The sequence below is a fragment of the Candidatus Binatia bacterium genome, assembly GCA_029248525.1.
Lineage (GTDB): Bacteria > Desulfobacterota > Binatia > UBA12015 > UBA12015 > UBA12015.
This window is the reverse complement of sequence record JAQWJE010000027.1, coordinates 40,605-63,950: the sequence shown is the minus strand read 5'-3', so window position 1 is coordinate 63,950 and position 23,346 is coordinate 40,605. Positions and strand designations below refer to the sequence as shown.

General features: G+C 57.6%; 18 protein-coding genes and 7 tRNA genes. 23 read left to right on the top strand and 2 right to left on the bottom strand.

Translation table 11 applies throughout. The annotated features are described in order from the left end of the window. Window positions 1–6 precede the first annotated feature (6 nt). The 6 genes from lon (at window position 7) to rpsI (ending at window position 4,342) form a co-directional block, all read left to right on the top strand. Window positions 7–2,457 (top strand): endopeptidase La, encoded by a 2,451-nt coding sequence (lon, locus tag P8K07_06065; GenBank protein ID MDG1958085.1) that lies wholly within the window; start codon window positions 7–9, stop codon window positions 2,455–2,457. Between the two features lie 128 nt (window positions 2,458–2,585). Further along, a complete protein-coding gene (locus tag P8K07_06060; GenBank protein ID MDG1958084.1) occupies window positions 2,586–2,858 on the top strand; it encodes an HU family DNA-binding protein in 273 nt (90 codons plus the stop codon). Window positions 2,859–2,915: 57 nt separating this feature from the next. After that, window positions 2,916–2,988: transfer RNA gene (locus P8K07_06055), tRNA-Val, on the top strand. Between the two features lie 344 nt (window positions 2,989–3,332). Then, a tRNA-Asp gene (locus tag P8K07_06050) sits at window positions 3,333–3,406 on the top strand. A 78-nt stretch (window positions 3,407–3,484) separates the two neighbouring features. Then, window positions 3,485–3,934: a 50S ribosomal protein L13 gene (gene rplM / locus P8K07_06045; protein ID MDG1958083.1), complete on the top strand. Its 450-nt coding sequence runs from the start codon at window positions 3,485–3,487 to the stop codon at window positions 3,932–3,934. A 15-nt stretch (window positions 3,935–3,949) separates the two neighbouring features. Further along, window positions 3,950–4,342 carry a 30S ribosomal protein S9 gene (gene rpsI / locus P8K07_06040; GenBank protein MDG1958082.1) on the top strand — a complete coding sequence of 131 codons (393 nt, stop codon included), beginning with the start codon at window positions 3,950–3,952 and terminating at the stop codon, window positions 4,340–4,342. A 77-nt stretch (window positions 4,343–4,419) separates the two neighbouring features. Here the strand turns inward: rpsI and lptG are convergent, their stop codons facing one another. Together lptG and lptF are read right to left on the bottom strand one after the other, a co-directional pair. Continuing rightward, the gene (gene lptG, locus P8K07_06035) at window positions 4,420–5,514 is read right to left on the bottom strand and encodes an LPS export ABC transporter permease LptG (GenBank protein MDG1958081.1); all 1,095 of its coding nucleotides are present in this window, start codon (window positions 5,512–5,514) and stop codon (window positions 4,420–4,422) included. Next, window positions 5,511–6,692 carry an LPS export ABC transporter permease LptF gene (gene lptF, locus P8K07_06030; GenBank protein ID MDG1958080.1) on the bottom strand — a complete coding sequence of 394 codons (1,182 nt, stop codon included), beginning with the start codon at window positions 6,690–6,692 and terminating at the stop codon, window positions 5,511–5,513. The genes lptG and lptF overlap by 4 nt, the downstream gene beginning before the upstream one ends. Between lptF and rlmB the strand changes: the two genes are divergently transcribed. From rlmB to fusA, 17 genes are all read left to right on the top strand, one after another. Continuing rightward, window positions 6,675–7,478, top strand: coding sequence for a 23S rRNA (guanosine(2251)-2'-O)-methyltransferase RlmB (rlmB, locus tag P8K07_06025; GenBank protein ID MDG1958079.1), 804 nt, complete (start codon window positions 6,675–6,677; stop codon window positions 7,476–7,478). The two genes, lptF and rlmB, sit on opposite strands and share 18 nt — an antisense overlap. Before the next feature lie 164 nt (window positions 7,479–7,642). Continuing rightward, window positions 7,643–7,715: transfer RNA gene (locus P8K07_06020), tRNA-Thr, on the top strand. Window positions 7,716–7,733: 18 nt separating this feature from the next. Next, window positions 7,734–7,816, top strand: a tRNA-Tyr gene (locus tag P8K07_06015). Between the two features lie 42 nt (window positions 7,817–7,858). Next, window positions 7,859–7,932, top strand: a tRNA-Gly gene (locus tag P8K07_06010). Between the two features lie 32 nt (window positions 7,933–7,964). After that, window positions 7,965–8,037 (top strand) — tRNA-Thr (locus P8K07_06005). 52 nt (window positions 8,038–8,089) lie between these two features. After that, window positions 8,090–8,164 (top strand) — tRNA-Trp (locus P8K07_06000). A 45-nt stretch (window positions 8,165–8,209) separates the two neighbouring features. Further along, complete coding sequence (secE, locus tag P8K07_05995) at window positions 8,210–8,476, top strand: preprotein translocase subunit SecE (protein ID MDG1958078.1); 267 nt, start codon at window positions 8,210–8,212, stop codon at window positions 8,474–8,476. Between the two features lie 52 nt (window positions 8,477–8,528). Then, on the top strand, window positions 8,529–9,191 hold the full coding sequence (gene nusG, locus P8K07_05990; GenBank protein MDG1958077.1) for a transcription termination/antitermination protein NusG: 663 nt from the start codon (window positions 8,529–8,531) through the stop codon (window positions 9,189–9,191). Between the two features lie 39 nt (window positions 9,192–9,230). Next, complete coding sequence (rplK, locus tag P8K07_05985) at window positions 9,231–9,656, top strand: 50S ribosomal protein L11 (GenBank protein MDG1958076.1); 426 nt, start codon at window positions 9,231–9,233, stop codon at window positions 9,654–9,656. Window positions 9,657–9,679: 23 nt separating this feature from the next. Beyond that, window positions 9,680–10,387 (top strand): 50S ribosomal protein L1, encoded by a 708-nt coding sequence (gene rplA / locus P8K07_05980; protein MDG1958075.1) that lies wholly within the window; start codon window positions 9,680–9,682, stop codon window positions 10,385–10,387. Between the two features lie 21 nt (window positions 10,388–10,408). Next, a complete protein-coding gene (gene rplJ / locus P8K07_05975) occupies window positions 10,409–10,936 on the top strand; it encodes a 50S ribosomal protein L10 (protein ID MDG1958074.1) in 528 nt (175 codons plus the stop codon). Window positions 10,937–11,016: 80 nt separating this feature from the next. After that, window positions 11,017–11,403, top strand: coding sequence for a 50S ribosomal protein L7/L12 (gene rplL / locus P8K07_05970; protein MDG1958073.1), 387 nt, complete (start codon window positions 11,017–11,019; stop codon window positions 11,401–11,403). Window positions 11,404–11,561: 158 nt separating this feature from the next. Continuing rightward, complete coding sequence (gene rpoB / locus P8K07_05965) at window positions 11,562–15,710, top strand: DNA-directed RNA polymerase subunit beta (protein MDG1958072.1); 4,149 nt, start codon at window positions 11,562–11,564, stop codon at window positions 15,708–15,710. Window positions 15,711–15,713: 3 nt separating this feature from the next. After that, window positions 15,714–20,003: a DNA-directed RNA polymerase subunit beta' gene (gene rpoC / locus P8K07_05960; protein MDG1958071.1), complete on the top strand. Its 4,290-nt coding sequence runs from the start codon at window positions 15,714–15,716 to the stop codon at window positions 20,001–20,003. A gap of 166 nt (window positions 20,004–20,169) precedes the next feature. Continuing rightward, window positions 20,170–20,541 (top strand): 30S ribosomal protein S12, encoded by a 372-nt coding sequence (rpsL, locus tag P8K07_05955; GenBank protein ID MDG1958070.1) that lies wholly within the window; start codon window positions 20,170–20,172, stop codon window positions 20,539–20,541. A gap of 188 nt (window positions 20,542–20,729) precedes the next feature. Next, a complete protein-coding gene (gene rpsG / locus P8K07_05950) occupies window positions 20,730–21,200 on the top strand; it encodes a 30S ribosomal protein S7 (GenBank protein ID MDG1958069.1) in 471 nt (156 codons plus the stop codon). Between the two features lie 12 nt (window positions 21,201–21,212). Continuing rightward, window positions 21,213–23,291 carry an elongation factor G gene (fusA, locus tag P8K07_05945; protein MDG1958068.1) on the top strand — a complete coding sequence of 693 codons (2,079 nt, stop codon included), beginning with the start codon at window positions 21,213–21,215 and terminating at the stop codon, window positions 23,289–23,291. Window positions 23,292–23,346: the final 55 nt, after the last annotated feature.

Genomic DNA, 23,346 nt, shown 5'->3' with positions numbered 1-23,346 from the left:
AGATCTATGTTGTTCCGCAATGATAAGGATAAGCCCGAGGCAGACACCGAGGATTCAGGTGGCGGTCTGCGCGTTCCCCTCCTGCCCCTCCGGGATATTATTGTATTCCCGCATATGGTCGTGCCTCTCTTCGTAGGCCGCCAGCGCTCGATCCGCGCCCTCGAAGAGGCGATGAACAAGCAGAAATTTGTGCTTCTGGCGGCTCAGAAAGACGCCAAGACCAACGAGCCTGCGGAGGCCGATATCTACGATGTCGGCACGCTGGGCACAGTCGTCCAATTGCTCCGTCTCCCGGACGGCACCGTGAAGGTGCTGGTCGAAGGAAAGAAGCGCGCGCGTATCGAGCGATACGTTCCGCATGACGAATTTTTCCTGGTCGACGTCGAGGAAATCGAGGAAAACTGCGAGGTCACCAACGAGATCGAGGCTCTGGTTCGGAGCGTAAATTCGACATTCGAGAATTACGTCAAGCTCAACAAGAAAATCCCGCCAGAGGCGATCATGTCCGTAGCGTCGATCACGGAACCTGCGCGCCTGGCGGATACGATTGTCGCGCACCTGAGCATCAAGATCGAGGACAAGGAAGGGTTGCTGGAAACGGAAGACCCGTCGGCCAGGCTCGAGAAAGTTCTTGGCTTCATGCGGTCCGAGATCGAGATTCTCGAGGTCGAGAAGCGGATCCGTTCGCGGGTCAAGAAACAAATGGAGAAGACCCAGAAGGAGTACTATCTCAACGAGCAGATGCGAGCCATCCAGAAGGAGCTCGGTGAGAAGGACGAATTCAAGAACGAAATCCAGGAACTCGAGGAGAAGATCCTCGCGAAGAAGATGACCGAAGAAGCTCAGGACAAGGCGGTCAAGGAGCTGAAGAAGCTCAAGATGATGTCGCCCATGTCCGCCGAGGCGACCGTCGTCCGCAACTATATCGACTGGATGATTGCCCTGCCTTGGGGCGAATACTCTGATGATCAGATCGATCTCGATGCCGCCGAAGGCGTTCTCGATGATGACCACTATGGCCTCGAGAAGGTCAAGGAGCGCATTATCGAGTATCTTGCCGTTCAGGCTCGCGTCGGAGAACTGAAGGGGCCCATCATTTGTCTCGTGGGCCCTCCCGGGGTCGGGAAAACCTCATTGGGCAAATCGGTGGCTCGCGCCATCGGACGCCAGTTTGTTCGTATTTCTCTGGGTGGAGTGCGCGACGAGGCTGAAATTCGTGGCCACCGCCGGACCTATATCGGCGCCTTGCCGGGCAAGATTATCCAGTCGATGAAAAAGGCGCAGTCCGGAAATCCCGTCTTCCTGCTCGACGAGATCGACAAGATGTCGACCGACTTCCGGGGCGACCCTTCTTCGGCTTTGTTGGAAGTGCTCGATCCGGAGCAGAATACGACCTTTAACGACCATTATCTGGACGTGGATTATGATCTTTCGAAGGTGATGTTCGTCACGACGGCGAATAATCTCGAAGGAATCCCGCGCCCCCTGCAGGATCGCATGGAGATCATTCGAATCCCCGGATACACGGAGATCGAAAAACTCAACATTGCCAAGCGCTATCTGGTCCCCAAGGTGCGTGGTGCCAATGGATTGGAAGAGGAAGCCCTGACTTTCTCCGATAATGCGATCCTCGGCGTGATTCGCCACTACACCAAGGAAGCCGGTGTTCGCAGTCTGGAACGCGAGCTTTCGGGGCTTTGCCGCAAGGTGGTCGTGGAAGTTGTTCGATCCAAGTCCGAAGATCCCGTGCAAATTCGCTCCGAGAACTTGGAAAAGTACCTCGGTCCCCAGAAGTTCAGCTACGGCCGTGCGGGCACGGAAGCCAAATTGGGCGTAACCACCGGACTGGCGTGGACCGATATGGGTGGAGAGTTGCTCGAAACCGAAGTGTCTGTGGTTCCCGGGAAGGGCAAGCTGACAATTACGGGCCGACTGGGCGAGGTGATGCAGGAGTCGGCGCAGGCAGCCATGTCCTATGTGCGATCGCGGGCTGATGATCTCGGCCTTTCGCGCGAGTTCTACCAGCAGGTCGATGTCCATATTCACGTGCCCGAAGGTGCGACGCCGAAGGACGGCCCCTCGGCCGGGATTACTCTGGCCACATCATTGGTTTCGGCTCTGACGCGCATTCCGGTTCGATCGGATTTTGCGATGACTGGGGAGGTGACTCTGCGCGGAAATGTCCTGCCGATCGGCGGTTTGAAGGAGAAAGTCCTGGCGGCTCATCGTGGCGGCATCAAGCACATCCTGATTCCTCAGGAAAACGAGAAGGATATTCAGGATATCCCTGAGTCCATCCGGGCAGACCTCACCCTCGAGGCGGTCGCGCATATGGATGTGGTGCTTCGCAGGGCTCTGGTTCTGGATAATCCCGAGGATTTCCTGAAGCCCACCGGGACTATTCCAAATCCGTTTCCGCCCGAAGCTGACTCGCCCGGGGACGTCATTCGTCACTAGAACCTTGGTGGCAAAAAGCGAGCTTCGATCGCTGTCTCGATTTGCCCCCCAAAAACATTGAGCTTTCGTTTGAACGCCTTTCCAGCTCCTGATATCCGGGAGTCACCTCGAAAGGGGGGGGGAGACTGATGACAAAAGCAGATCTGATCGAAGCAGTGGCAACCAAGATGGACCTTCCGAAGGCATTGGCCGAAAGAACGGTAAATCTGATTTTTGATGATATCACGACGGCCCTGAAGGCTGACGATAAAGTGAACATCTCCGGATTTGGAACCTTTACGGTGTCGAATCGTAAGGCGCGCCAAGGGCGTAACCCGAAAACGGGAGAAACCATTGAGATTGCTGCATCTCGTGCAGCGAAATTCAAAGCCGGTAAAGGCTTGAAGGACTCTCTGAACTAGAGTCCGTGAAGACTGGCGCATCCATGATGCGTCGCGTAAACCGGTAGTTCGGAATCTGGGCGGTTAGCTCAGTTGGGAGAGCATCGGCCTTACAAGCCGAGGGTCATCCGTTCGATCCGGATACCGCCCATGATTAAAAAGGGAGCGAGCCAGAAGGCTCGTTCCCTTTTTTTCGAATATTCTTCAATTTTCTCGCCGCGATCAGCACCGGCGGGAAATTTTCTAATCTTCTTCGATGACGCTCAGGATCAGGAAGGTCAGGGCGATACAGCCGGCGGCGACCATGGCCCCGAATGTAAACATCATATAATCGTCAAAAAGCATTCTGATTTCTCCTCATGGATCTGAAATTCATTTTGCTGCCAGGATCAGAGATTGGTCTAGCATCTTTATCAGCCACATGCTTGCTTGCGAAGGTGAACCGACGTGGGTCTTGCTGCCCGCCGAGGTGGTTGTTAGTGGAAAAAGGCCCGCGGGGTCGTAGCTCAGTTGGTTAGAGTGCCGGCCTGTCACGCCGGAGGTCGCGAGTTCAAGTCTCGTCGGCCCCGTTACTTCGATCTGGGTATTCAAAAAGGGATGAGAGAGTGCTGGCCCGCAAGGGCCAGGATTCGACTTAAAGTAACTTCATGGCCAAACAAAGCACAGCATTTACGACCCGCGAAGAGGCGCTCGAGCAGCGTCAGTGGAAAGTTCTGGACGCCGAAGGGCGCGCCTTGGGCAGACTGGCAACCCAGGTTGCGGTCTTGTTGCGGGGGAAGAACAAGCCGACATTCACGCCGCATGTGGATTGCGGCGATTTCGTCATTGTTCTGAACGCCTCCAAAGTGAAGCTTTCCGGCAAAAAGGAAACGGACAAGATCTTCTACCGTCACACCGGTTTCCCGGGTGGGATCAAGGCAACGCCCGCCGCCAAGATGCGCGAAGAGAACCCGGAAAAATTGATCCGTGATGCGGTCGAGGGGATGCTTCCCAAGAATCGACTCTCGCGACAGTTGATCACAAAATTGAAGGTTTACCCGGCCAGCGACCACCCGCATGAAGCACAACAGGCGGAAGTCGTGGCCCCGCTGGACTGAACAGGATAATCAAGCATGGCTGAGCAAACGATTCAGGCGACCGGCAAGCGCAAATGCGCAATTGCTCAGGTCCGAATGAAACCTGGGGCGGGACAGATCACTGTCAACCGTCGCGCAATCGAAGATTATTTCGGACGTGAGACCTCACGGATGATCGTCGGACAACCATTCGACGTGACCGAGACTCAAGGTCGCTATGATTTGGACATCAACGTCCGCGGCGGCGGTGTTTCGGCTCAGGCTTCCGCGATTCGTCACGGAATCTCCCGCGCCCTTCTGGTCGCAGATCCCGAGATGCGCCCTGCATTGAAGAAGGTTGGTTACCTCACACGCGATTCACGCGAGGTCGAGCGCAAGAAGTACGGACGTCATAAAGCGAGAAAACGTCCTCAGTATTCGAAGCGCTAGTCTCCGCTTTCCGGTTCTTGATCCGGAGCAGAGTTCGAAAAGAGCCGTGCAGGTTTACCTGCACGGCTTTTTTTGTCCTACTCCGAGCCGAGGAAGAATACGATCCCGATCGCGGTAAAGATGCCATTGGCTGTCCACGCGGCCAGAATGGGTGGCAGGACGCCGCTCTTTCCGAGGCTCATGGTGAGGGCGAGCACGATCCAGTAGGAGAAGCCCACGAGCATGGCGATGCCGGTATTGGCGGCGAGGCTGGAGTTCCGGCTGTGCCGGGACGCCAGCGGGATTCCGATCAGGCACATGACGAAGCCGGTAAAGGGGATAGCCGTTTTCATCCAGAGCTCGACTTGCATCCGGGTTGTGTCGATCCCCTTGGCCCCTAGTTCCCGGATGGCATTCGCCAATTCCTCAAATGTCTGATCGTCAGCATTCCGCGCGACGGCATTGAAATCCTCTGGCGACTCGGAGAGCTGGAGGGCGCGCGGGCCCAAAGCTTGCGTTCGGACCCCGCCGTCGCGTTGGAAGGATATCAAGGACCCCTCCTCGGTCATCCAGCGGCCGCCGCTCCACCAGGCCAACGGTGCCGTATGGATTCGGAGGAGGCGGAATTCGCTGTCGATTTCATAAATTGTGATTCCGGTGACGAGCTGGCCGGTGGCGTCCACTTTCTGGATATTCGTGATGCCGGTTTCGTGATGGTACCAGAGCCCGTTGCGCCCAAGGTGCGTGCGCTGCACTTTCCCCTTGATCTCGACGTTTTCGATGATGGCAGTTCGCGCTGTGGCTGCCGGGACGACAAACTCGTTCCACGCGAGCGTGGCGAGAGACAGGCAGAAGCAGAGCAGGGCAATCGGAGCCGCAATCTGCCAGAGGCTGATGCCGCCGGCCCGCATGGCCATCAGCTCGGCATTCTTGGCGAGTGTCCCGAGGCCGAAGAGCGTGGCTGCGAGGATGGCGACCGGGATCATTTGAGTCACGATCAGAGGTATTTTCAACAGAAAATACTCCACCATCAGTCCTGCGGGCGGTGAATGTTTCAGGAAGCGCGGCAGGCGCTCGAAGAAGTCAACGGTCAGGTAGAGAACGACGAAGAACCCGAGCGCAATTCCGAGAGCACGGAGAAATTCTCCGACCACGTATCGAGATATCGTGGGGAGCAGTCCGAACCACCTCACGCGCCGCCCCCATTCTTTCTTCCGCGATCGAGCCGCTGGCGTAGCTGGTCTATCAGGCTACCGGAATTACGGACATTTTCCTGGGCGGCGCGTCGGAAGAGGATGGCTCCGGTCAGGCCCAAAAGGGCATTTGGCATCCAGATGGCGGCGACGATCGGCACGCGTCCGTTTTGCGCCAGAGCTTCGGCCGAACCCAGAAGCAGGTAGTAGACCAGTATGACTCCCAGACTCACGGCCATCCCTCGGGACCGTACGGCACGAACCGGCTGGAGTCCCAGAGGAATTCCCAGCAAAGCAAAAATGAGTGCCGCACAGGGAACGGCAAGACGTCTCTGGAATTCGACTCTTTCTCGAATAGCGGGATCACCAGCCGCTTGCTGGGTGCGAATTCGTTCGCGAAGTTTTGCCAGGGGCATCTCGTTGGCGGCAATCTGGCGGGACGGCAGATTGCCCAAGGCTTCCCCAAGGTCCAGCAGGACATCGTAAATTTTGAAATCGGTCCGTTCGTAGGTTTGCCGTTTGGGGGCATTGGTAAAGATCGTGCCGTCGAAAAGGCGCAGGTTCAACGTTTGTGCGGCTTGGTCGGCGACGATTTCCCCTCTTTGCGCGATCACCGTGTTTGCGGCGCCGCCCTCGCGATGATCCGAGATCAGAATGCGCTTGAGTTGGGTGCCGGGGGGTTCAATTTCCTCACTATAGATCACCAGCCCGGCGAAGTCGTCGTTGAAGACCTGCTCTTTCAGCCCGGCGGTCGCTCGCGTTCGGGCCAGTTCGAAAATTCCTGCCTTCAGGGCTGCGTTTCCCCAGGGGCGTGCATGGAGAGAGAGCATGAACGAACCCGCGCAAACTATCAGGGCAAGGGCGACGATTGGCTGAGCAATCTGGTAGAGACTGACACCGGAGGCGCGCATCGCTATGATTTCACTGTCGGACGAGAGACGCCCGACAGCCAGAATCACGCCCAGCAGCAGGGCCATGGGTACCGTTACCTCCAGGAACGCAGGTAGGATGTACGAGAACAGAAGCAGGATCTGCTCGAAAGGTACCCCCCGGTTGACGATCAGCTCCACCAGCCTCATGATCCTCGCGATCAGGAGAATGAAGGTGAAAAGAGCAAGGCCTCCGCTGAACGGAGCCAGAACCTCAAAGAGGATATAGCGGTGAAACGTTCGCCCCATGGCGCCCGGAAAAATGTAACGGTAGGAAGCGCCCGTGTAAATCGCCCGCGCCCAGATCGCGCGGGAAGTTATCTCGCCTGCGGCTGGCACGCCGCGGCTGCTTTTCTCGAGAGTCGGCCTGACGCGGTGCGCCATGCTTATTTTCAGGCGCCGCCTTCGGGGGAGATGGCGACGCGCCTCGAGCGAGCCGGGCTCCGGGCCGAGTTGCTCGATGCAGCCGCGCTGGACGCAATTTCCGGGGGGGTCACCCACCAAGGCATTATTCTGGCGGGTCGTCCCCCTGAAATGAGGCCCCTGGCCGAACTCCTCACGGCAAAGCCCAAGCTTTTACTGGCTCTCGACGGGGTCACCGACCCCCGCAATGTGGGTGCGATCGCCCGGAGTGCGGAAGCGGCGGGTTTTGGGGGGCTGATTCTGACGAGGGACCGTTCGCCGGATATGACGCCCGCGTTGGTGAAAACCGCGGCCGGCGCTACGGAATATTTGCCTTTCTGCCGGGTTGCGAACCTGGTCCGAGCGCTACAATCCCTGCAAAAAGAGGGTTTCTGGCGGATGGGGCTGGATGCGGATGGAGATCGGGATGTTCTCGATCCGGCGAGTTTGCCCGGTTTGCCTGCCGTTTTGGTCGCGGGGGCAGAGGGGAAGGGGCTTCGCCCTCTGGTTCTTCGCAATCTCGACTGCCTTCTGCAGATCCCTCTTGCGGGGCGCACGGCGTCCCTGAACGTGTCTGTCGCCAGCGGCCTGGGCATCTTCGCTCTCGCGAGACTGCTCAAAGACCAAACTTGACACTGTTTGCCGCAATGGTATCAAGATTCGCTTGACTATCCCTTCCCGAGGGAGCGCAGCCCTCGGGGTGCGTTCAACTCGCGTTCCGGGATGTTGTTTTTGGTTTTTTCGTAGTTTTATCAGACAGATGGAGCGTTAAGGGACGGAGCGCATGGGGCTGTTGGGCCGATGTGGCTCAATTGGTAGAGCGACTGATTTGTAATCAGTAGGTTGTCGGTTCAAGTCCGATCATCGGCTTAGGCGGCGTTAAGCGGAGGAGAGGTACCCAAGTGGTCAACGGGAGCAGACTGTAAATCTGCCGGCGTAAGCCTACGTAGGTTCGAGTCCTACCCTCTCCATTCCATTGAAATTCAGGGAAGTGAAAAAGTTCATCATAGAGCGCGGGAATAGCTCAGCTGGCTAGAGCACGAGCCTTCCAAGCTCGGGGTCGCGGGTTCGAATCCCGTTTCCCGCTTCAGATTAGGAAAATAGATCGAAAAGGCGAAAGCCCAGGTAGCTCAGTTGGCAGAGCACGTCATTGGTAATGACGAGGTCGGCGGTTCAAGTCCGCTCCTGGGCTCGTGAAAGAGTCTGTTTGGCCGAAGGGCTGAAAGAATCGGGCAGGAAATCAAGGGTCAGTAGCTCGAATTGGCTAGAGCACCGGACTCCAAATCCGGGGGTTGCAGGTTCGAATCCTGCCTGGCCTGTTGCAGATCAATCAGGCTGTGGCGACCGGATCGAAGAAATTTAAAATGGCAAAGGCTTCCAAAAAAGAATCGAATCAAACCAGCGCAGGACAGGCTGGAGTTGCGGGCGGAGTCACAACGATCGTCCCCAGGTCCATCCAATTCCTTCGCGAAGCTTGGTACGAGCTCGCCAAAGTCCACTTTCCCACGCGGAAAGAGACCTATCAGGCAACGGCTGTGGTTTTGGCGGTTGTCGTGATTTCGGCCACTTTCCTCGGGCTGGTGGACTTCGCTCTTTCCTACGTCATGCAGCTGTTCATGGGGACGGCCTGATGACGCGTCGCTATTTCACCAGAGCCATCACGGCTGTCGAAAGGAGGGTCTGATGTCGAATGACACCGTAGCGGATGAAGTTCCGGCCAAGCCCCGGTCCTATTGGTACGTCGTGCATACCTATTCGGGTTATGAGGCGAAGGTGAAGGTCTCGATGGACGAGCGCAAGCGCAACGAGATCACCCGCAAGGAAGCCGAGATCGAGATCCTCAAGGCGAAGGATACCCTGAGCTCTCGAGACGAATACGCTCTTCAGGAAGCCGAAGTTGCCGTGGAGCAGCTCAAATCCTTTTTCGAGGTTCTCGTGCCGGCCGAGAAGGTTGTGGAGTTGGTCAAGGGCCAGCGACGGACTTCGACACGGAAATTTTTCCCGGGTTACGTTCTCGTGCACGTCGGCGACCTGGGGGACTTCCTAAAGGGCTTCATCCGAGCGACGCCTCGCGTCACCGGATTTGTCGGGGGCACGGATGACCCTCCGGCCATCAGCGAAGCCGAGGTTCTCGAGATTACCCAGCAAATGGAAGAGGGTTCTGCGAAGCCGAAGGATCTCTTCGCAATCGGCGACAAGGTAAAGGTCATCGATGGTCCCTTCCAGGACTTCAACGGAGAAGTCGAAGAAGTGAAGCCCGAAAAAGGCAAGCTCAAAGTTCTCATCAGCATCTTCGGGCGGTCGACTCCGGTCGAGCTCGAGTATGTTCAGGTGGAAAAGGGCTGACCCCGTTCGGTCAAGCTCCAGAATTGTAGAGGAAACCAAGTGGCAAAGAAGGTCATAGGCGAAATCAAGCTCCAGATCCCTGCGGGAAAGGCGAACCCGAGTCCTCCTGTCGGACCGGCTCTCGGCCAGCGCGGCGTCAATATCATGGAGTTCTGCAAGGCTTTCAACGCCGATACGCAGCAGCAGTCCGGGCTGATCATTCCGGTGATCATCACGGTCTACGCCGACCGTTCGTTCACCTATATTCTCAAGACGCCTCCAGCCTCTGTGCTTCTGAAGAAGGCAGCCAAGCTGAAAAAGGCATCGAGCGAACCTCGCCGGACGATCGCTGGCAGCGTGACCCAGGCTCAAGTTCGTGAAATCGCCGAGACCAAAATGAAGGATCTCAACGCAAATACCCTCGACGCGGCCGAGAACATTATCGCCGGAACGGCCCGAAGCATGGGCATCTCCGTCGAAGGCTGAGAGAGACGAAAGAAAGCAGAATCATGGCACGGCTCAGCAAAAGAATGACCAATGCTCGCGGCAAAGTTGAAGCAGGACGCCGCTATTCCATCGAGGACGCCATCGGCGTTGCACTCGAGGCAGATGCCCCGAAATTCGACGAGACTGTCGAATTGGCGGTTCGTCTCGGCGTCGACCCCCGACAGGCCGATCAGAATGTACGCGGAACCTGCCTTCTGCCCCATGGCACCGGAAAGTCCGTTCGGGTTCTGGTTTTCGCCAAGGGCGAGAAGCTGGCCGAAGCAGAATCTGCTGGTGCTGATTTCGCGGGCGGAGAGGAACTGGCCCAGCGGATCACCAGCGAGGGATGGCTCGACTTTGACAAGGTGATCGCGACCCCGGACATGATGGCCGTCGTGGGCCGTCTCGGGAAGGTCCTCGGACCACGAGGCTTGATGCCGAACCCGAAGGTCGGAACGGTCACCATGGATGTGACTCGCGCCGTGGAAGAATTGAAGGCGGGTAAAGTGGAATACCGGGTCGAAAAAGCCGGCATCGTCCATGTTCCGATCGGCCGTCGTTCCTTCGGCACCGAGAAGTTGGTCGACAATGCCAACGAAGTGATTTCGAGCCTGGTCAGAGCCAAGCCTTCGACCGCAAAGGGAACCTATATGCGTTCCGTGGCTATTTCGACAACGATGGGCCCCGGAGTTGCGGTGGATCCATCCACAGCAGCCTCGACGGCTGCTTGAGAAGAGACGGAGAACCTTCAGGTGAATCTGCAAGAAAAAACAGAAGCCGTCGATAATTTGCGGGATCGTTTCGCGCGGGCGAGTGTTGCCCTTCTGGCCGAGCCGCACGGTTTGACCGTTGCCGAGGTCACCGACCTGCGCAACAAGGTGCGAGCGATCGATGGCGAGTACAAGGTCGCCAAGAATAGTCTGGCCAAGCGAGCGGTCGAAGATACGGATTTCGCTGATTTCGGCGAACAGATGAAGGGGCAGACAGCCCTCGTCTTCGGGTATGGCGATCCGATCGCCGTGCTCAAGGAAATTGTTGATTACTCGAAGGAACACGAAGAAAAGCTCGACGTCCGTGCCGCGATCCTCGATGGGGACTTGTACGACGAGGCGGGCGTAAAGAAGCTTTCGAAACTGGGGAGTCTGGACGAAGTCCGCGCGAAGTTCCTCAGTTTACTTACGACGCCGAGCACCCAGCTCGTGCGTCTTCTCAACGAGCCGGGCGGCCAGGTCGCTCGGTTGTTGCAGGCGCGCGCCGACTCCGGCGCAGCCGGGGAATAAGCGCAAAGATTCCGTAGGAATCCAAACCACCACGGGTCTTCAAGACCCGACCTATCCAGGGAGTACAGAAGAAAATGGCCATGACGGCGGAGCAGATAAACGAGCTGATTGAAACGCTTTCGGGACTGACGATCCTCGAAGTCTCCGAGCTGGTAAAGCAGCTTGAAGAGAAGTGGGGTGTCTCTGCGGCGGCCCCGGTTGCGGTAGCCGCAGCTGGTGGCGCTGGCGGTGACGCCGGCGGCGCAGCCGAAGAGAAGGACGAGTTCAATGTCGTTCTCAAGGGCGCTGGCGAAAAGAAGATTCAGGTGATCAAGGTTGTTCGCGAAATCACCGGTCTCGGATTGAAGGAAGCCAAGGATCTGGTCGACGGGGCCCCCAAAAACGTCAAGGAAGGCGTTTCGAAGGCCGACGCGGAAGAGATCAAGACGAAACTCGAAGGGGCTGGCGCCGCTGTCGAGCTCGATTGATCGTCGAGCGTGCCATATGGCGCGCTCGTCCCGGATCGTATTACCTTTGGAAGCGAGCATCACGAAGCCCGACGGGCTTCGTGCGTGCTCGTTTTCTGGCTCGAAAGGTCGTTCTGCTGCGTTTAGGCGCACCGGTGCGACAGGAGCGTAGAGCGTAGATGGCAGCTCAGCTAGCGGATAATTTCCGTCCCAGGCGTAGCTTTGGGAAGATTCGACGCGTTGTTGATATTCCCAATCTCATTGCAATTCAGCGGCGGTCGTACGACGACTTCCTGCAACTCGACGTGGCTCCCGATGAACGGGAAGATGTCGGCGTGCAGGCGGTTTTCAAATCGGTCTTCCCGATCAAGGACTTTAACGAGACCGCTGAACTGGACTTCGTACGGTACTCGATTGGCGAACCCAAGTTCGATATCGACGAATGCCAGCAACGGGGTAATAACTACGCAGCCCCCCTGAAAGTGACCGTCCATCTGGTGATCTATGATGTGGATCCCACCAGCGGCGCTCGCTCGATCAAGAACGTCAAGGAGCAGGAGGTCTACTTCGGTGAGATCCCGCTCATGACGAATCACGGTACTTTCGTGATCAACGGGACCGAGCGCGTGATTGTATCACAGCTCCACCGCTCGCCCGGTGTGTTCTTCGACGACGACAAGGGCAAGACGCACTCCTCCGGCAAACTGCTTTTCAAGGCGCGAGTCATTCCTTATCGCGGCTCCTGGATCGATCTGGAATTCGACGCCAAGGATACCATCTACGTTCGCATCGATCGGCGTCGGAAATTCCACGCCTCTGTCTTGTTGCGCGCGCTCGGTATGGAGACAGAAGATCTCCTGAACTACTTCTACAAAAAGGAAGAGATCACGCTGAAGGCCGACCACGCCTCGCGGGCCTTCCGCTCCGATCTGCATCTCGGCACGCGGATCAGCATGGATATCCGGAATCCGGAGAACAACGAAGTTGTCGTCAAGGCCGGCCGGAAGCTGACCAAGGGCGCCCTGCGGAATATCGAGGCGGCTGGGGTCAAGGATTTACCCATGCCTCTCGAGGATCTAGTGGGCAAGATTTCCTCGGTGGATGTCCCCGACCCGGCTACGGGCGAATTGATTCTGGAGTGTAACCAGGAAATCGGCCCCGAAGAGCTCGAGTCCTTGATCGAGAAGAAGATCAAGAAGATCGAAGTGCTCTTCACCGACGACGTGGGACCATTCCTCCGCAACACCATGATGCAGGACAAGATCACCTCGCCTGATGAGGCGATCATGGAGATCTACAAGCGCTTGCGTCCGGGCGATCCTCCGACGCGCGAAACCGCGCGGACATTCTTCGACAACCTGTTCTTCAATCCGGACCGCTACGATCTTTCCAAGGTGGGTCGTCTGAAGATGAACCACAAGCTCTTCGGGAACGAAGAAGCGACACCTCTCGATCAGGGTACCTTGCGTTCGTCCGATATCCTCGAGGCGGTTCGTTATCTGATCGACCTGAAGAATGGTAACGGCACCACCGACGATATTGACCATCTTGGCAATCGCCGGGTGCGCGCGGTCGGTGAACTCGTCGAGAACCAGTTCCGCATCGGCCTGGTCCGCATGGAGCGGGCGATCAAGGAGCGGATGAGTCTGCAGGATATCGAGACTCTGATGCCTCAGGAGCTGATCAACTACAAACCGGTCGCGGCAGTGGTGAAGGAGTTCTTCGGATCCTCGCAGCTTTCCCAGTTCATGGACCAGACCAACCCCTTGTCGGAAGTGACGCATAAGCGACGTCTTTCGGCACTTGGCCCGGGTGGTTTGACCCGCGAACGAGCCGGCTTTGAGGTTCGTGACGTCCATCCGACCCACTACGGTCGCGTCTGTCCGATTGAGACCCCTGAAGGTCCCAATATCGGATTGATTGCTTCGCTCTCCACCTATGCTCGCGTGAATGAGTTCGGTTTTGTCGAGACACCCTATCGCAAGGTAGCCGAGGGTGTGGCAACCGACGACATCAAATTCCTCTCGGCGTTGCAGGAAGAGCAGCATACGATTGCTCAGGCGAATGCTCCGCTTAATGCCGACGGAAGCTATGTTCGCGATCTGGTTTCTGCCCGGACGGCTGGTGAGTTCCAGCAGGTTCCTCCGGACCGGCTGGATTATATGGACGTCTCGCCCAACCAGTTGGTGTCGGTGGCGGCCTCGATGATCCCTTTCCTCGAGCATGATGATGCCAACCGAGCTCTGATGGGCTCGAACATGCAACGTCAGGCCGTTCCTCTTCTGCGAACCGATGCCCCGTTTGTGGGCACCGGAATGGAAGCGATCGTGGCCCGGGATTCCGGAGTCACGGCGGTTGCCAAGCGCGAAGGTGTGGTCGAGAGCGTTGACGCAACCCGAATTGTGGTTCGCGCCGACAATCCGAAGACCGATGGCAGTGACACCGGGATCGATATCCACGGGTTGGTCAAATACCAGCGATCGAACCAGAGCACCTGCATGAACCAGAAGCCCATTGTGCAACCGGGAGACCGGGTTGCTGTTGGTGATGTTCTTGCAGACGGTCCTGCCACGCAGGTCGGTGATCTGGCCCTGGGCCAGAATGTGCTCGTCGCGTTCATGCCTTGGGGCGGTTATAATTTCGAGGATTCGATCCTCGTGAGTGAGCGCCTGGTCAAAGAAGATCGGTTCACTTCCGTGCACATCGAGGAGTTCGAGTGTGTTGCTCGCGACACCAAGCTCGGACCAGAGGATATTACGCGAGACATTCCGAACGTCGGCGAGGAAGCCCTCGCAGATCTCGACGAGTCGGGAATCATTCGGATTGGTGCCGAGGTTCGCCCCGGAGACATTCTGGTGGGCAAGATCACGCCGAAGGGCGAGACGCAGCTTTCTCCGGAAGAAAAACTGCTTCGTGCGATCTTCGGTGAGAAGGCCGGTGAAGTGCGCGATACCGCGCTCAAGGTTCCTCCGGGAGTCGAGGGCACGGTGATCGAGGCCCGCGTCTTCTCGCGCAAGGGTGTGAGCAAGGATGAGCGCTCTCGCGAGATCGAAGAGGAGGAAGTCGCTCGGCTCGTCAAGGACGAGGGCGATCAGGTCCGAATTCTTCGCGAAAGCACCGCTCGAAAAGTAAAGGAATTGGTCGTCGGCAAGGTTGCCTCCGGAAAACTCGCCGATGATCATCGGCGTCAGCTTCTTGCCAAGGGCCAGGAGATTACGGCCGAAGATATCGATGAAAATATTCCCTCGATGCTTTGGGGCGATATTCGTATCGGCGATGATAAATCCGAAGAGGAGCTGGAGGGTACGTGTCGGGCGATGCGTGACCAGATCGACCACCTTCGCGGCGTCACCGAAGAGAAAAAGAGCCGGCTTCAGGGAGGCGATGAGCTTTCTCCCGGTGTGATCAAATTGGTCAAGGTTTTTGTTGCCATCAAGCGCAAGCTTCAGGTGGGTGACAAGATGGCCGGTCGTCACGGGAACAAGGGTGTTCTCTCCCGAATTTTACCGGAAGAAGATATGCCCTACCTCGCGGACGGCACGCCCGTGGATATTGTTCTGAATCCGCTCGGCGTTCCCTCACGTATGAACGTGGGCCAGATTCTCGAAACGCACCTTGGCTTTGCGGCCCGCCAATTGGGCCTCCAGGTCGCTGAGGCGTTGGAAGCCTTTCGCCAGAGTGGCGCCGAAGACGAACTGCGCAGCAAGCTGTCAGATGCCTATGGCCCGGAATTCGAGGATGTATTTGCCTCGGCGAGTGCTCAGGATCTGGAGCGCGTGGCAAGCAAGGCGACTCGGGGCATTCATACAGCGACGCCTGTATTCGATGGCGCCTCCGAGGAAGAGATTTTCGGCTTGCTCGAGAAGGCCGGACTTTCGGACACCGGGCAGTCGTGGCTCTTCGACGGCAAGACGGGCGATCGCTTCTCGCAGCCTGTCACCGTCGGCATTATTTACATGCTGAAACTTCACCACCTTGTGGACGACAAGATCCACGCGCGCTCGACGGGACCATACTCTCTCGTCACGCAGCAGCCTTTGGGCGGCAAGGCGCAGTTTGGTGGTCAGCGTTTGGGTGAGATGGAAGTCTGGGCTCTGGAAGCTTACGGCGCCGCGTACACTCTGCAGGAAATGCTGACTGTGAAGTCCGATGATGTCATCGGTCGCACACGGATGTACGAGGCTATCGTGAAGGGCGAGACGGTTCTGGAACCGGGTCTGCCCGAATCTTTCAATGTGATGCTCAAGGAATTGCAGAGCCTCGCTTTGGACGTTGAACTTATTGAGGAAGAGGCTCCGGTGCTGGACGCCGCCGAGCCACAGGAGTGACCGATGGAAGATCTTTTCAGTCTATTTGAGAAGCCAAAGAATCCGGTCGCCTTCGGGTCTCTCCGCATTTCGATTGCGGAGCCGGATACGATCCGCTCCTGGTCTCATGGCGAGGTCAAGAAGCCGGAGACGATTAATTACCGAACCTTCAAGCCGGAGCGGGATGGCTTGTTCTGCGCCAAGATCTTCGGACCGACCAAGGACTACGAGTGCAACTGCGGCAAGTACAAACGCATGCGGCATCGTGGTGTCGTCTGCGAGAAATGCGGTGTTGAAGTCATTCAGAGCAAAGTGCGCCGCGAGCGCATGGGCCATATCGAACTGGCCACGCCGGTCGCACATATCTGGTTTCTGAAAAGCTTGCCGTCTCGTATCGCAACGGCTCTCGACCTGACGCTCAAGGAAGTCGAGAAGATCCTTTATTTCGAATCCTACGTCGTGATCGATGCCAAGGACTCCGAGCTGGAAGAATGCCAGTTGCTGACCGAGACAGAGCATCGTCAGGCAGTCGAGGAATACGGTCCGGGCAGTTTCCGGGCCGGGATGGGTGCCGAGTCGATCCGCGAGTTGCTGGAGGGACTCGATGTCGAGGCCGATGCACTGGCTCTTCGTCAGGACCTGAAGGACGCCACGAGTGAGGCCAAGCGCAAGAAGTTGGCCAAGCGTCTGAAGGTGATCAGTGCCTTGCGCCGCTCGGGGAACCGACCCGAGTGGATGATCCTCGAGGTCATCCCGGTCATTCCGCCTGACCTGCGCCCTCTGGTGCCTCTGGACGGTGGTCGTTTCGCGACCTCCGATCTGAATGATCTCTACCGTCGCGTCATTAACCGGAACAATCGCCTCAAGCGTCTGATGGAGCTTCAAGCTCCGGATATCATCATTCGCAACGAGAAGCGGATGCTTCAGGAAGCTGTCGACGCCCTTTTCGATAATGGACGTCGTGGTCGAGCGATCACGGGCCCGAACAAGCGCCCTCTGAAATCCTTGTCGGATATGCTCAAGGGCAAGACGGGCCGATTCCGTCAGAACCTGCTCGGCAAGCGCGTCGACTATTCGGGTCGCTCCGTGATTGTTGTCGGCCCCGAGTTGCGACTGCACCAATGCGGTCTCCCCAAGAAGATGGCCCTCGAGCTGTTCAAGCCGTTTATCTATAATAAGCTCGAGGAGCGTGGTTTCGTTACCACGATCAAGAGCGCCAAGAAGATGGTGGATCAGGCGCGCCCTGAAGTCTGGGATATTCTCGACGAAGTCATTCGGGAACACCCGGTGCTTCTCAACCGTGCACCGACCCTTCACCGTCTGGGCATTCAGGCGTTTGAGCCGGTCTTGATCGAGGGGAAGGCGATCCAGCTCCACCCGTTGGTTTGCTCGGCCTATAATGCCGACTTTGACGGCGACCAGATGGCGGTTCACGTTCCGCTTTCGGTGGAAGCCCAGGTCGAGGCGCGAACCCTCATGATGTCGACCAACAACATCCTCTCACCAGCGAACGGGAAGCCGATTATCGTCCCCTCGCAGGATATGGTGTTGGGGTTGTACTGGATGTCCCGGCGCAGGCCGTTTGCGAAGGGCACACAGTTGCCTCTCGAAGAGCAGGCGGATCAGGTCGAGAAAGACTGTTTCTTTGGTCCCGACCAGGTTCGCGTGGCTTTTGATCAGGGGGAAGTCGACCTTCAGGCCGCTATCAACTGCCGCATCGCTGGCGAGATCTATCGCACGACCGTCGGCCGGGTGCTCCTCTATGAGGTTTGCCCGCCGGAACTTCCTTTTGCAGAGATCAACAAGACTCTGAAGAAGAAGGAACTCGCCAATATTATCGATATTGCCTACCGCCGCGCACAGAATAAGGCGGCCGTGATCTTTGCCGACAAGCTCAAGGATACTGGCTACAAATACGCGACCATGGCGGGCGTCTCGATCGGGATCAAGGATATGCGTATCCCGGCCACCAAGGATGCCTTGATTGAGGAAGCGGCCAAGGACGTCGCCGAGATTGCCGATCAATACGCAAAGGGTTTGATCACCGACGGCGAGCGCTACAACAAGGTCGTCGATGTTTGGGCTCAGAAGACCGATGACGTGGCCGAGGTCATGGCTGCCGAGTTGCGTGTCGAGACCTTCAGCGATGGCTCGAAACAGGAAGAGACGGACAGCTTCAATCCGGTCTTCATGATGGCCGACTCCGGTGCTCGTGGCTCCCAGCAGCAGATGCGTCAGCTTGCAGGGATGCGCGGATTGATGGCGAAACCGTCCGGAGAAATTATCGAAACTCCGATTACGGCCAACTTCCGCGAGGGATTGACCGTTCTCCAATATTTCATCTCGACCCACGGCGCCCGAAAAGGACTGGCCGATACAGCGCTCAAGACTGCCAACTCGGGCTATCTGACACGACGCCTCGTGGACGTGGCGCAAGACGCCACCATTACGGAAGAAGACTGTCAGACTCTCGACGGGATCGAGCTGCACTCCTTGATGGAGGGCGGCGAAGTGATCGAGTCGTTGGGCGAACGAGTTCTGGGCCGTGTGGCTCTGGAGGATATCCTCGATCCGTTTGATCAGAAGCTTCTGGTCCCGGCCAATACCGAGATCGACGAAGAGAAAGTTCGGATTATCGAGGACGCGAATGTGGACTCGGTCAAGATCCGGTCGGTTCTGACCTGCGATACGAGACGGGGCGTCTGCGCCAAATGTTACGGTCGTGATCTGGCTCGCGGGAACATCGCGAACCTGGGCGAAGCGGTGGGTGTGATTGCCGCACAATCGATTGGTGAGCCAGGCACGCAGTTGACCATGCGCACTTTCCATATCGGTGGCACCGCGAGTCGCGCTGCTGAAAACACCGATTTGAAAGCCAAATATGACGGCGTTGTTCGTCTTCATGATGTGGATCCGGTGGGCCGCAAAGACGGCGGACTGGTGGCCATGTCACGCCATGGCGAGCTCTCGGTTGTGGAGCAGAGCGGGAATCGCGAGCGCGAGCGCGAACGTCATAAAATCGTTGCCGGCGCCCATTTGCAGGTGAAAGACGGTGATTCGGTTGAAGCTGGAGCCCTTTTGGCCGAGTGGGACCCCTATACAACGCCGATGCTCACCGAACTCTCGGGTGTGGCCCATTTCCAGGACCTCATCGAAGGCGTGACGATGCGTGAAGAGTTGGATGAGCGGACCGGAATGTCGACCACTGTGGTGATCGATTATAGCGCGTCACAGGCGCAGACGATCGAGGCGCCCAAAGCCAAAAAGAAAAAGACGGCGGCCAAGAAGACCGGCGCCAAAAAGAAAAAGACGGCAGCCAAAAAAGCCGAAGAGGATGTGGCACAGCCGTCGCCGAGCATCGTCGTTCGCGATGCGAGTGGCAAGATATTATTGCTCCCCAACGGGAGTGAGGCGCGCTATCAGTTGCCTGTCGGGATTCACCTCAACGTTGCCGAAGGCGATGAGATTGCGGCCGGCGACGTTTTGGCCAAGATGCCTCGAGAGACCACCAAGACGAAGGATATTACCGGTGGTCTGCCTCGTGTCGCCGAGCTTTTCGAGGCTCGCAAGCCGAAGGAGGCTGCTACCGTCAGCGAGATCGATGGTGTGGTTTCCTATGGCAAGGACACCAAGGGCAAACGCAAGATCGAAGTGACCCCGGAAGTGGGCGAGAAGCGCGAATATCTGATCCCCAAGGGCAAGCATCTGCGTGTGCATCCAGGCGACCATGTGCGGGCCGGCGATCAGTTGATGGATGGCCAAACCAACCCTCATGACGTTCTTGCCGTGAAGGGACGCCAGGAGCTCGCCAAGTTCCTCGTGGATGAGGTTCAGGAGGTCTATCGACTCCAGGGCGTGAAGATCAACGATAAGCATATCGAGGTAATCGTTCGCCAAATGCTGCGTCGCGTCAAGATCACCTGGGTCGGTGATTCGGACTTCCTGCTGGGGGATCCGGTCGAAGCCTGGCGCCTCAGCGAAGTGAATGAGCGCCTGGAAGCTGAAGGCGCCGAGCCGGCTCGTGCGGAACCGCTGCTTTTGGGGATCACCAAGGCCAGTTTGTCCACGGAAAGCTTCATCTCGGCGGCATCCTTCCAGGAAACCACCAAGGTGCTCACGGAAGCGGCGATCAACGGAAAGGTCGACGACCTCAGCGGCCTGAAAGAAAACGTGATTATGGGACGTCTGGTGCCTGCAGGTTCGGGTCTGGTGCAGCACCAGGAGGTCGAAGTCGAGGTCCACGAGCCCGAACAGGAGCTCCTGCCGGACGAAGAAGAGGGTTTGGTAGGCGATTCCTCCATAGGGGTGGCTTGACAGTCAGGCTTGCGTTCCCTAAAGCTCGGGAGTTTTAAAGGTTCCCCCCAAGACGCCGAATCCGGCGACCCTGAAGGCGGGGAAAATCAATAAATCATTAGCGTCGCTAACGTATGGCGCTGACTCGCAGTAAGCGAGTGGACATATCGAGGAATCGGGTTCCCTCATGCCGACGATCAATCAGCTGGTGAAAAAAGGGCGCGTAGTACAGAAGCGCCGTCCAACAGTGCCAGCACTGCAGAAATCTCCGCAGAAGCGCGGTGTGTGTACAAGGGTTTATACCTCAACCCCGAAGAAGCCGAACTCCGCCCTCCGCAAGGTGGCGCGTGTGCGGTTGACCAACGGGATTGAAGTCACTTCCTATATTCCAGGTATCGGTCATAACCTGCAGGAACACTCGGTCGTTCTCATTCGAGGCGGTCGTGTGAAGGATCTGCCCGGCGTTCGCTATCATATCGTTCGAGGAACGTTGGACACGGTCGGCGTGCAGGATCGCAGACAGGGTCGCTCCAAGTACGGCGCAAAGCGGCCGAAGTAGCGTGCTTATTTACTAGGCATCTAGTCGGTCTTTAAAGACAAAATCAGGGAAAGCCCGGACCGGCCTCTCGGAAGAGGGGTTGGTACGGTATCGTGCGATTCCGGAAATGTTTCCGGAATCGTCCAAGTTTGGAACGTTTACCGAAGTCGGTTCAGCCGGCGGCGGACAAACTGAAAGCCAGAAGAAAAATGCCACGTAAAGGTGAGGTTCGCCGGCGGGAAGTCCTGCCGGATCCAAAATATCAAGACCGGTTGGTCACGAAGTTCATGAACAACATGATGCTTCAGGGCAAGAAGAGCCTGGTCGAAGGAATTTTCTACGGTGCGTTCGACATGATTGCCGAGCGCAGCGGTGAGGACCCCCTCGCCGTGTTCAAATCGGCTCTGGATAATGCGAAGCCCGGCGTCGAGGTTCGATCCCGTCGTGTCGGTGGAGCTACCTATCAGGTGCCCGTCGAGGTTCGTCAGAGCCGCCGAGTCGCTCTTTCGATGCGATGGATTGTGGCAAGCGCGCGCGCCCGCCACGAGAAGTCGATGTCCGAACGATTGGCCGGGGAACTCATGGACGCCGCCAATATGCGCGGGAACGCCGTGAAAAAACGCGAAGACACTCACAGGATGGCAGAGGCGAACAACGCCTTCTCCCATTATCGCTGGTAGGAAATCGGTCTCATGCCTCGCACCATAGCTCTCTCAAAAGTCCGTAATATCGGGATCATGGCTCATATCGACGCCGGTAAAACCACGACCACCGAGCGGATCCTCTATTATACCGGGATCAACTACAAGATCGGTGAAGTCCATGAAGGCTCGGCCACCATGGACTGGATGGAGCAGGAGCAGGAACGCGGGATTACCATCACGTCCGCGGCGACGACTTGTGAGTGGGACGACCACCGGATCAATATTATTGATACCCCGGGCCACGTTGACTTCACGATGGAAGTCGAACGCTCACTTCGCGTGCTGGATGGAGCTGTGGCGCTGTTTGATTCGGTCGCAGGCGTCGAGCCGCAGTCCGAAACGGTCTGGCGCCAGGCCGATAAATACGATGTGCCTCGCATCGCGTTCATCAACAAGATGGACCGCGTAGGCGCTGACTTCGAGATGAGCGTCGGGATGATCGAGGACCGCTTGGGATCAAACCCCGTGCGCCTCAATCTGCCGATCGGCGCCGAGGAAGACTTCGCCGGCGTTGTCGATCTGGTCAAGATGAAGGCCCTGATCTGGGACACCGAAAACATGGGTGCCAGCTACCGCGAGGACGATATCCCCGAGGATTTGCAGGCCGATGCCGACAAGTTTCGCGAAGCGCTGATCGAGGGTGCGGCCGAGGGCGACGACGCCCTGATGGAGAAGTACCTCGAGGGCGGCGAGATCGAGATTGACGAACTGAAGGCAGCCGTCCGCAAGGCGACCCTCGGTGGCACGATGGTGCCCGTGCTCTGTGGAACGGCTTTCAAGAACAAGGGTGTGCAGCCGCTGCTGGACGCCGTCGTGGATTATCTCCCGTCGCCTGTCGACAAAAGCGACGTCGAGGGCGTCGATGCCAAGGGCGAACCTGTGACCCGACCGTCTTCCGACGATGCGCCTTTCAGCGCGCTTGCGTTCAAGATCATGGCCGACCCCTTCGTCGGCAGTCTCACATTCTTCCGCGTGTATTCGGGCAGCATGGAGACGGGAACTTACGTCTACAACTCGGTGCGTCAGCGCAAGGAGCGCATCGGTCGTATCCTCAAGATGCACGCCAACAAGCGTGAGGAAATCAAGGACGCGGTTGCCGGAGATATCGCGGCCGCAGCCGGACTGAAGGATACCCGCACGGGCGATACTCTGTGTGACGAACGAGATCCCGTGATCCTGGAATCCATCGATTTCCCGGATCCGGTGATCGATATCGCGATCGAGCCGAAGACCAAGAGCGATCAGGAGAAGTTGGGGGTCGGGCTTGGCAAGCTGGCCGCCGAGGATCCGTCTTTCCGCGTGCGCTCCGATGAAGAGACCGGCCAGACAATTATCGCCGGAATGGGCGAGTTGCACCTCGAAATTATCGTCGACCGCCTCAAGCGCGAATTCAACGTCGAGGCAAACGTCGGCAAGCCGCAGGTGGCCTACCGCGAGACGATCGGTGTTCCTGTTTCGCAGGAGACTAAATTCTCCCGGCAGACCGGTGGACGAGGCCAGTTCGGCCATGTCGTCATCGACGTCGAGCCGCAGGAGCCAGGCGGCGGCATCGTTTTCGAAGACACCATCAAGGGCGGAAACATTCCGAAGGAATACATCCCGGCCGTGGAAAAGGGTGTCCGCGAAGCTCTGCAGACGGGTGTCATGGCTGGTTATCCCGTCGTCGACGTCAAGATCGTACTAAAGGACGGCTCGTATCATGAAGTCGATTCGTCCGAGATGGCGTTCAAGATTGCCGGTTCGATGGCGGTCAAGGATGCTTGTCGCAAGGCATCGCCGGTTCTTCTCGAGCCTATGATGTCCGTCGAAGTTGTCACGCCCGAAGAGTTCATGGGGGACGTGATCGGTAACCTCAGCAGTCGACGAGGGAAGGTCCAGGGCATGGAGCCTCGGGCCGGAGCTCAGGTCGTCAGCGCCGAGGTGCCACTCAAGGAAATGTTCGGTTACGCCACCGAGATGCGTTCCATGACGCAGGGGCGCGCGAACTACTCAATGCAGTTTTCACAATACGAGGCAGCGCCATCCTCGGTCTCGGAAGAGATTACGGCCAAGTCGGCAGGCGCATAAATCAAAAACTTAGGGTTGCGAGACTCCATATAGGGGCTCGCGGGTCGGACGGAAT

Coding starts and splice junctions, on each gene's coding strand:
- rplA (MDG1958075.1), top strand. CDS start 9,680: ATGGCACGGCTCAGCAAAAGAATGACCAATGCTCGCGGCAAAGTTGAA.
- rplL (MDG1958073.1), top strand. CDS start 11,017: ATGACGGCGGAGCAGATAAACGAGCTGATTGAAACGCTTTCGGGACTG.
- rpoB (MDG1958072.1), top strand. CDS start 11,562: ATGGCAGCTCAGCTAGCGGATAATTTCCGTCCCAGGCGTAGCTTTGGG.
- rpoC (MDG1958071.1), top strand. CDS start 15,714: ATGGAAGATCTTTTCAGTCTATTTGAGAAGCCAAAGAATCCGGTCGCC.
- nusG (MDG1958077.1), top strand. CDS start 8,529: ATGTCGAATGACACCGTAGCGGATGAAGTTCCGGCCAAGCCCCGGTCC.
- P8K07_06060 (MDG1958084.1), top strand. CDS start 2,586: ATGACAAAAGCAGATCTGATCGAAGCAGTGGCAACCAAGATGGACCTT.
- rpsL (MDG1958070.1), top strand. CDS start 20,170: ATGCCGACGATCAATCAGCTGGTGAAAAAAGGGCGCGTAGTACAGAAG.
- fusA (MDG1958068.1), top strand. CDS start 21,213: ATGCCTCGCACCATAGCTCTCTCAAAAGTCCGTAATATCGGGATCATG.
- rpsG (MDG1958069.1), top strand. CDS start 20,730: ATGCCACGTAAAGGTGAGGTTCGCCGGCGGGAAGTCCTGCCGGATCCA.
- lptF (MDG1958080.1), bottom strand. CDS start 6,692: ATGGGGCGAACGTTTCACCGCTATATCCTCTTTGAGGTTCTGGCTCCG.
- rpsI (MDG1958082.1), top strand. CDS start 3,950: ATGGCTGAGCAAACGATTCAGGCGACCGGCAAGCGCAAATGCGCAATT.
- lon (MDG1958085.1), top strand. CDS start 7: ATGTTGTTCCGCAATGATAAGGATAAGCCCGAGGCAGACACCGAGGAT.
- secE (MDG1958078.1), top strand. CDS start 8,210: ATGGCAAAGGCTTCCAAAAAAGAATCGAATCAAACCAGCGCAGGACAG.
- rplM (MDG1958083.1), top strand. CDS start 3,485: ATGGCCAAACAAAGCACAGCATTTACGACCCGCGAAGAGGCGCTCGAG.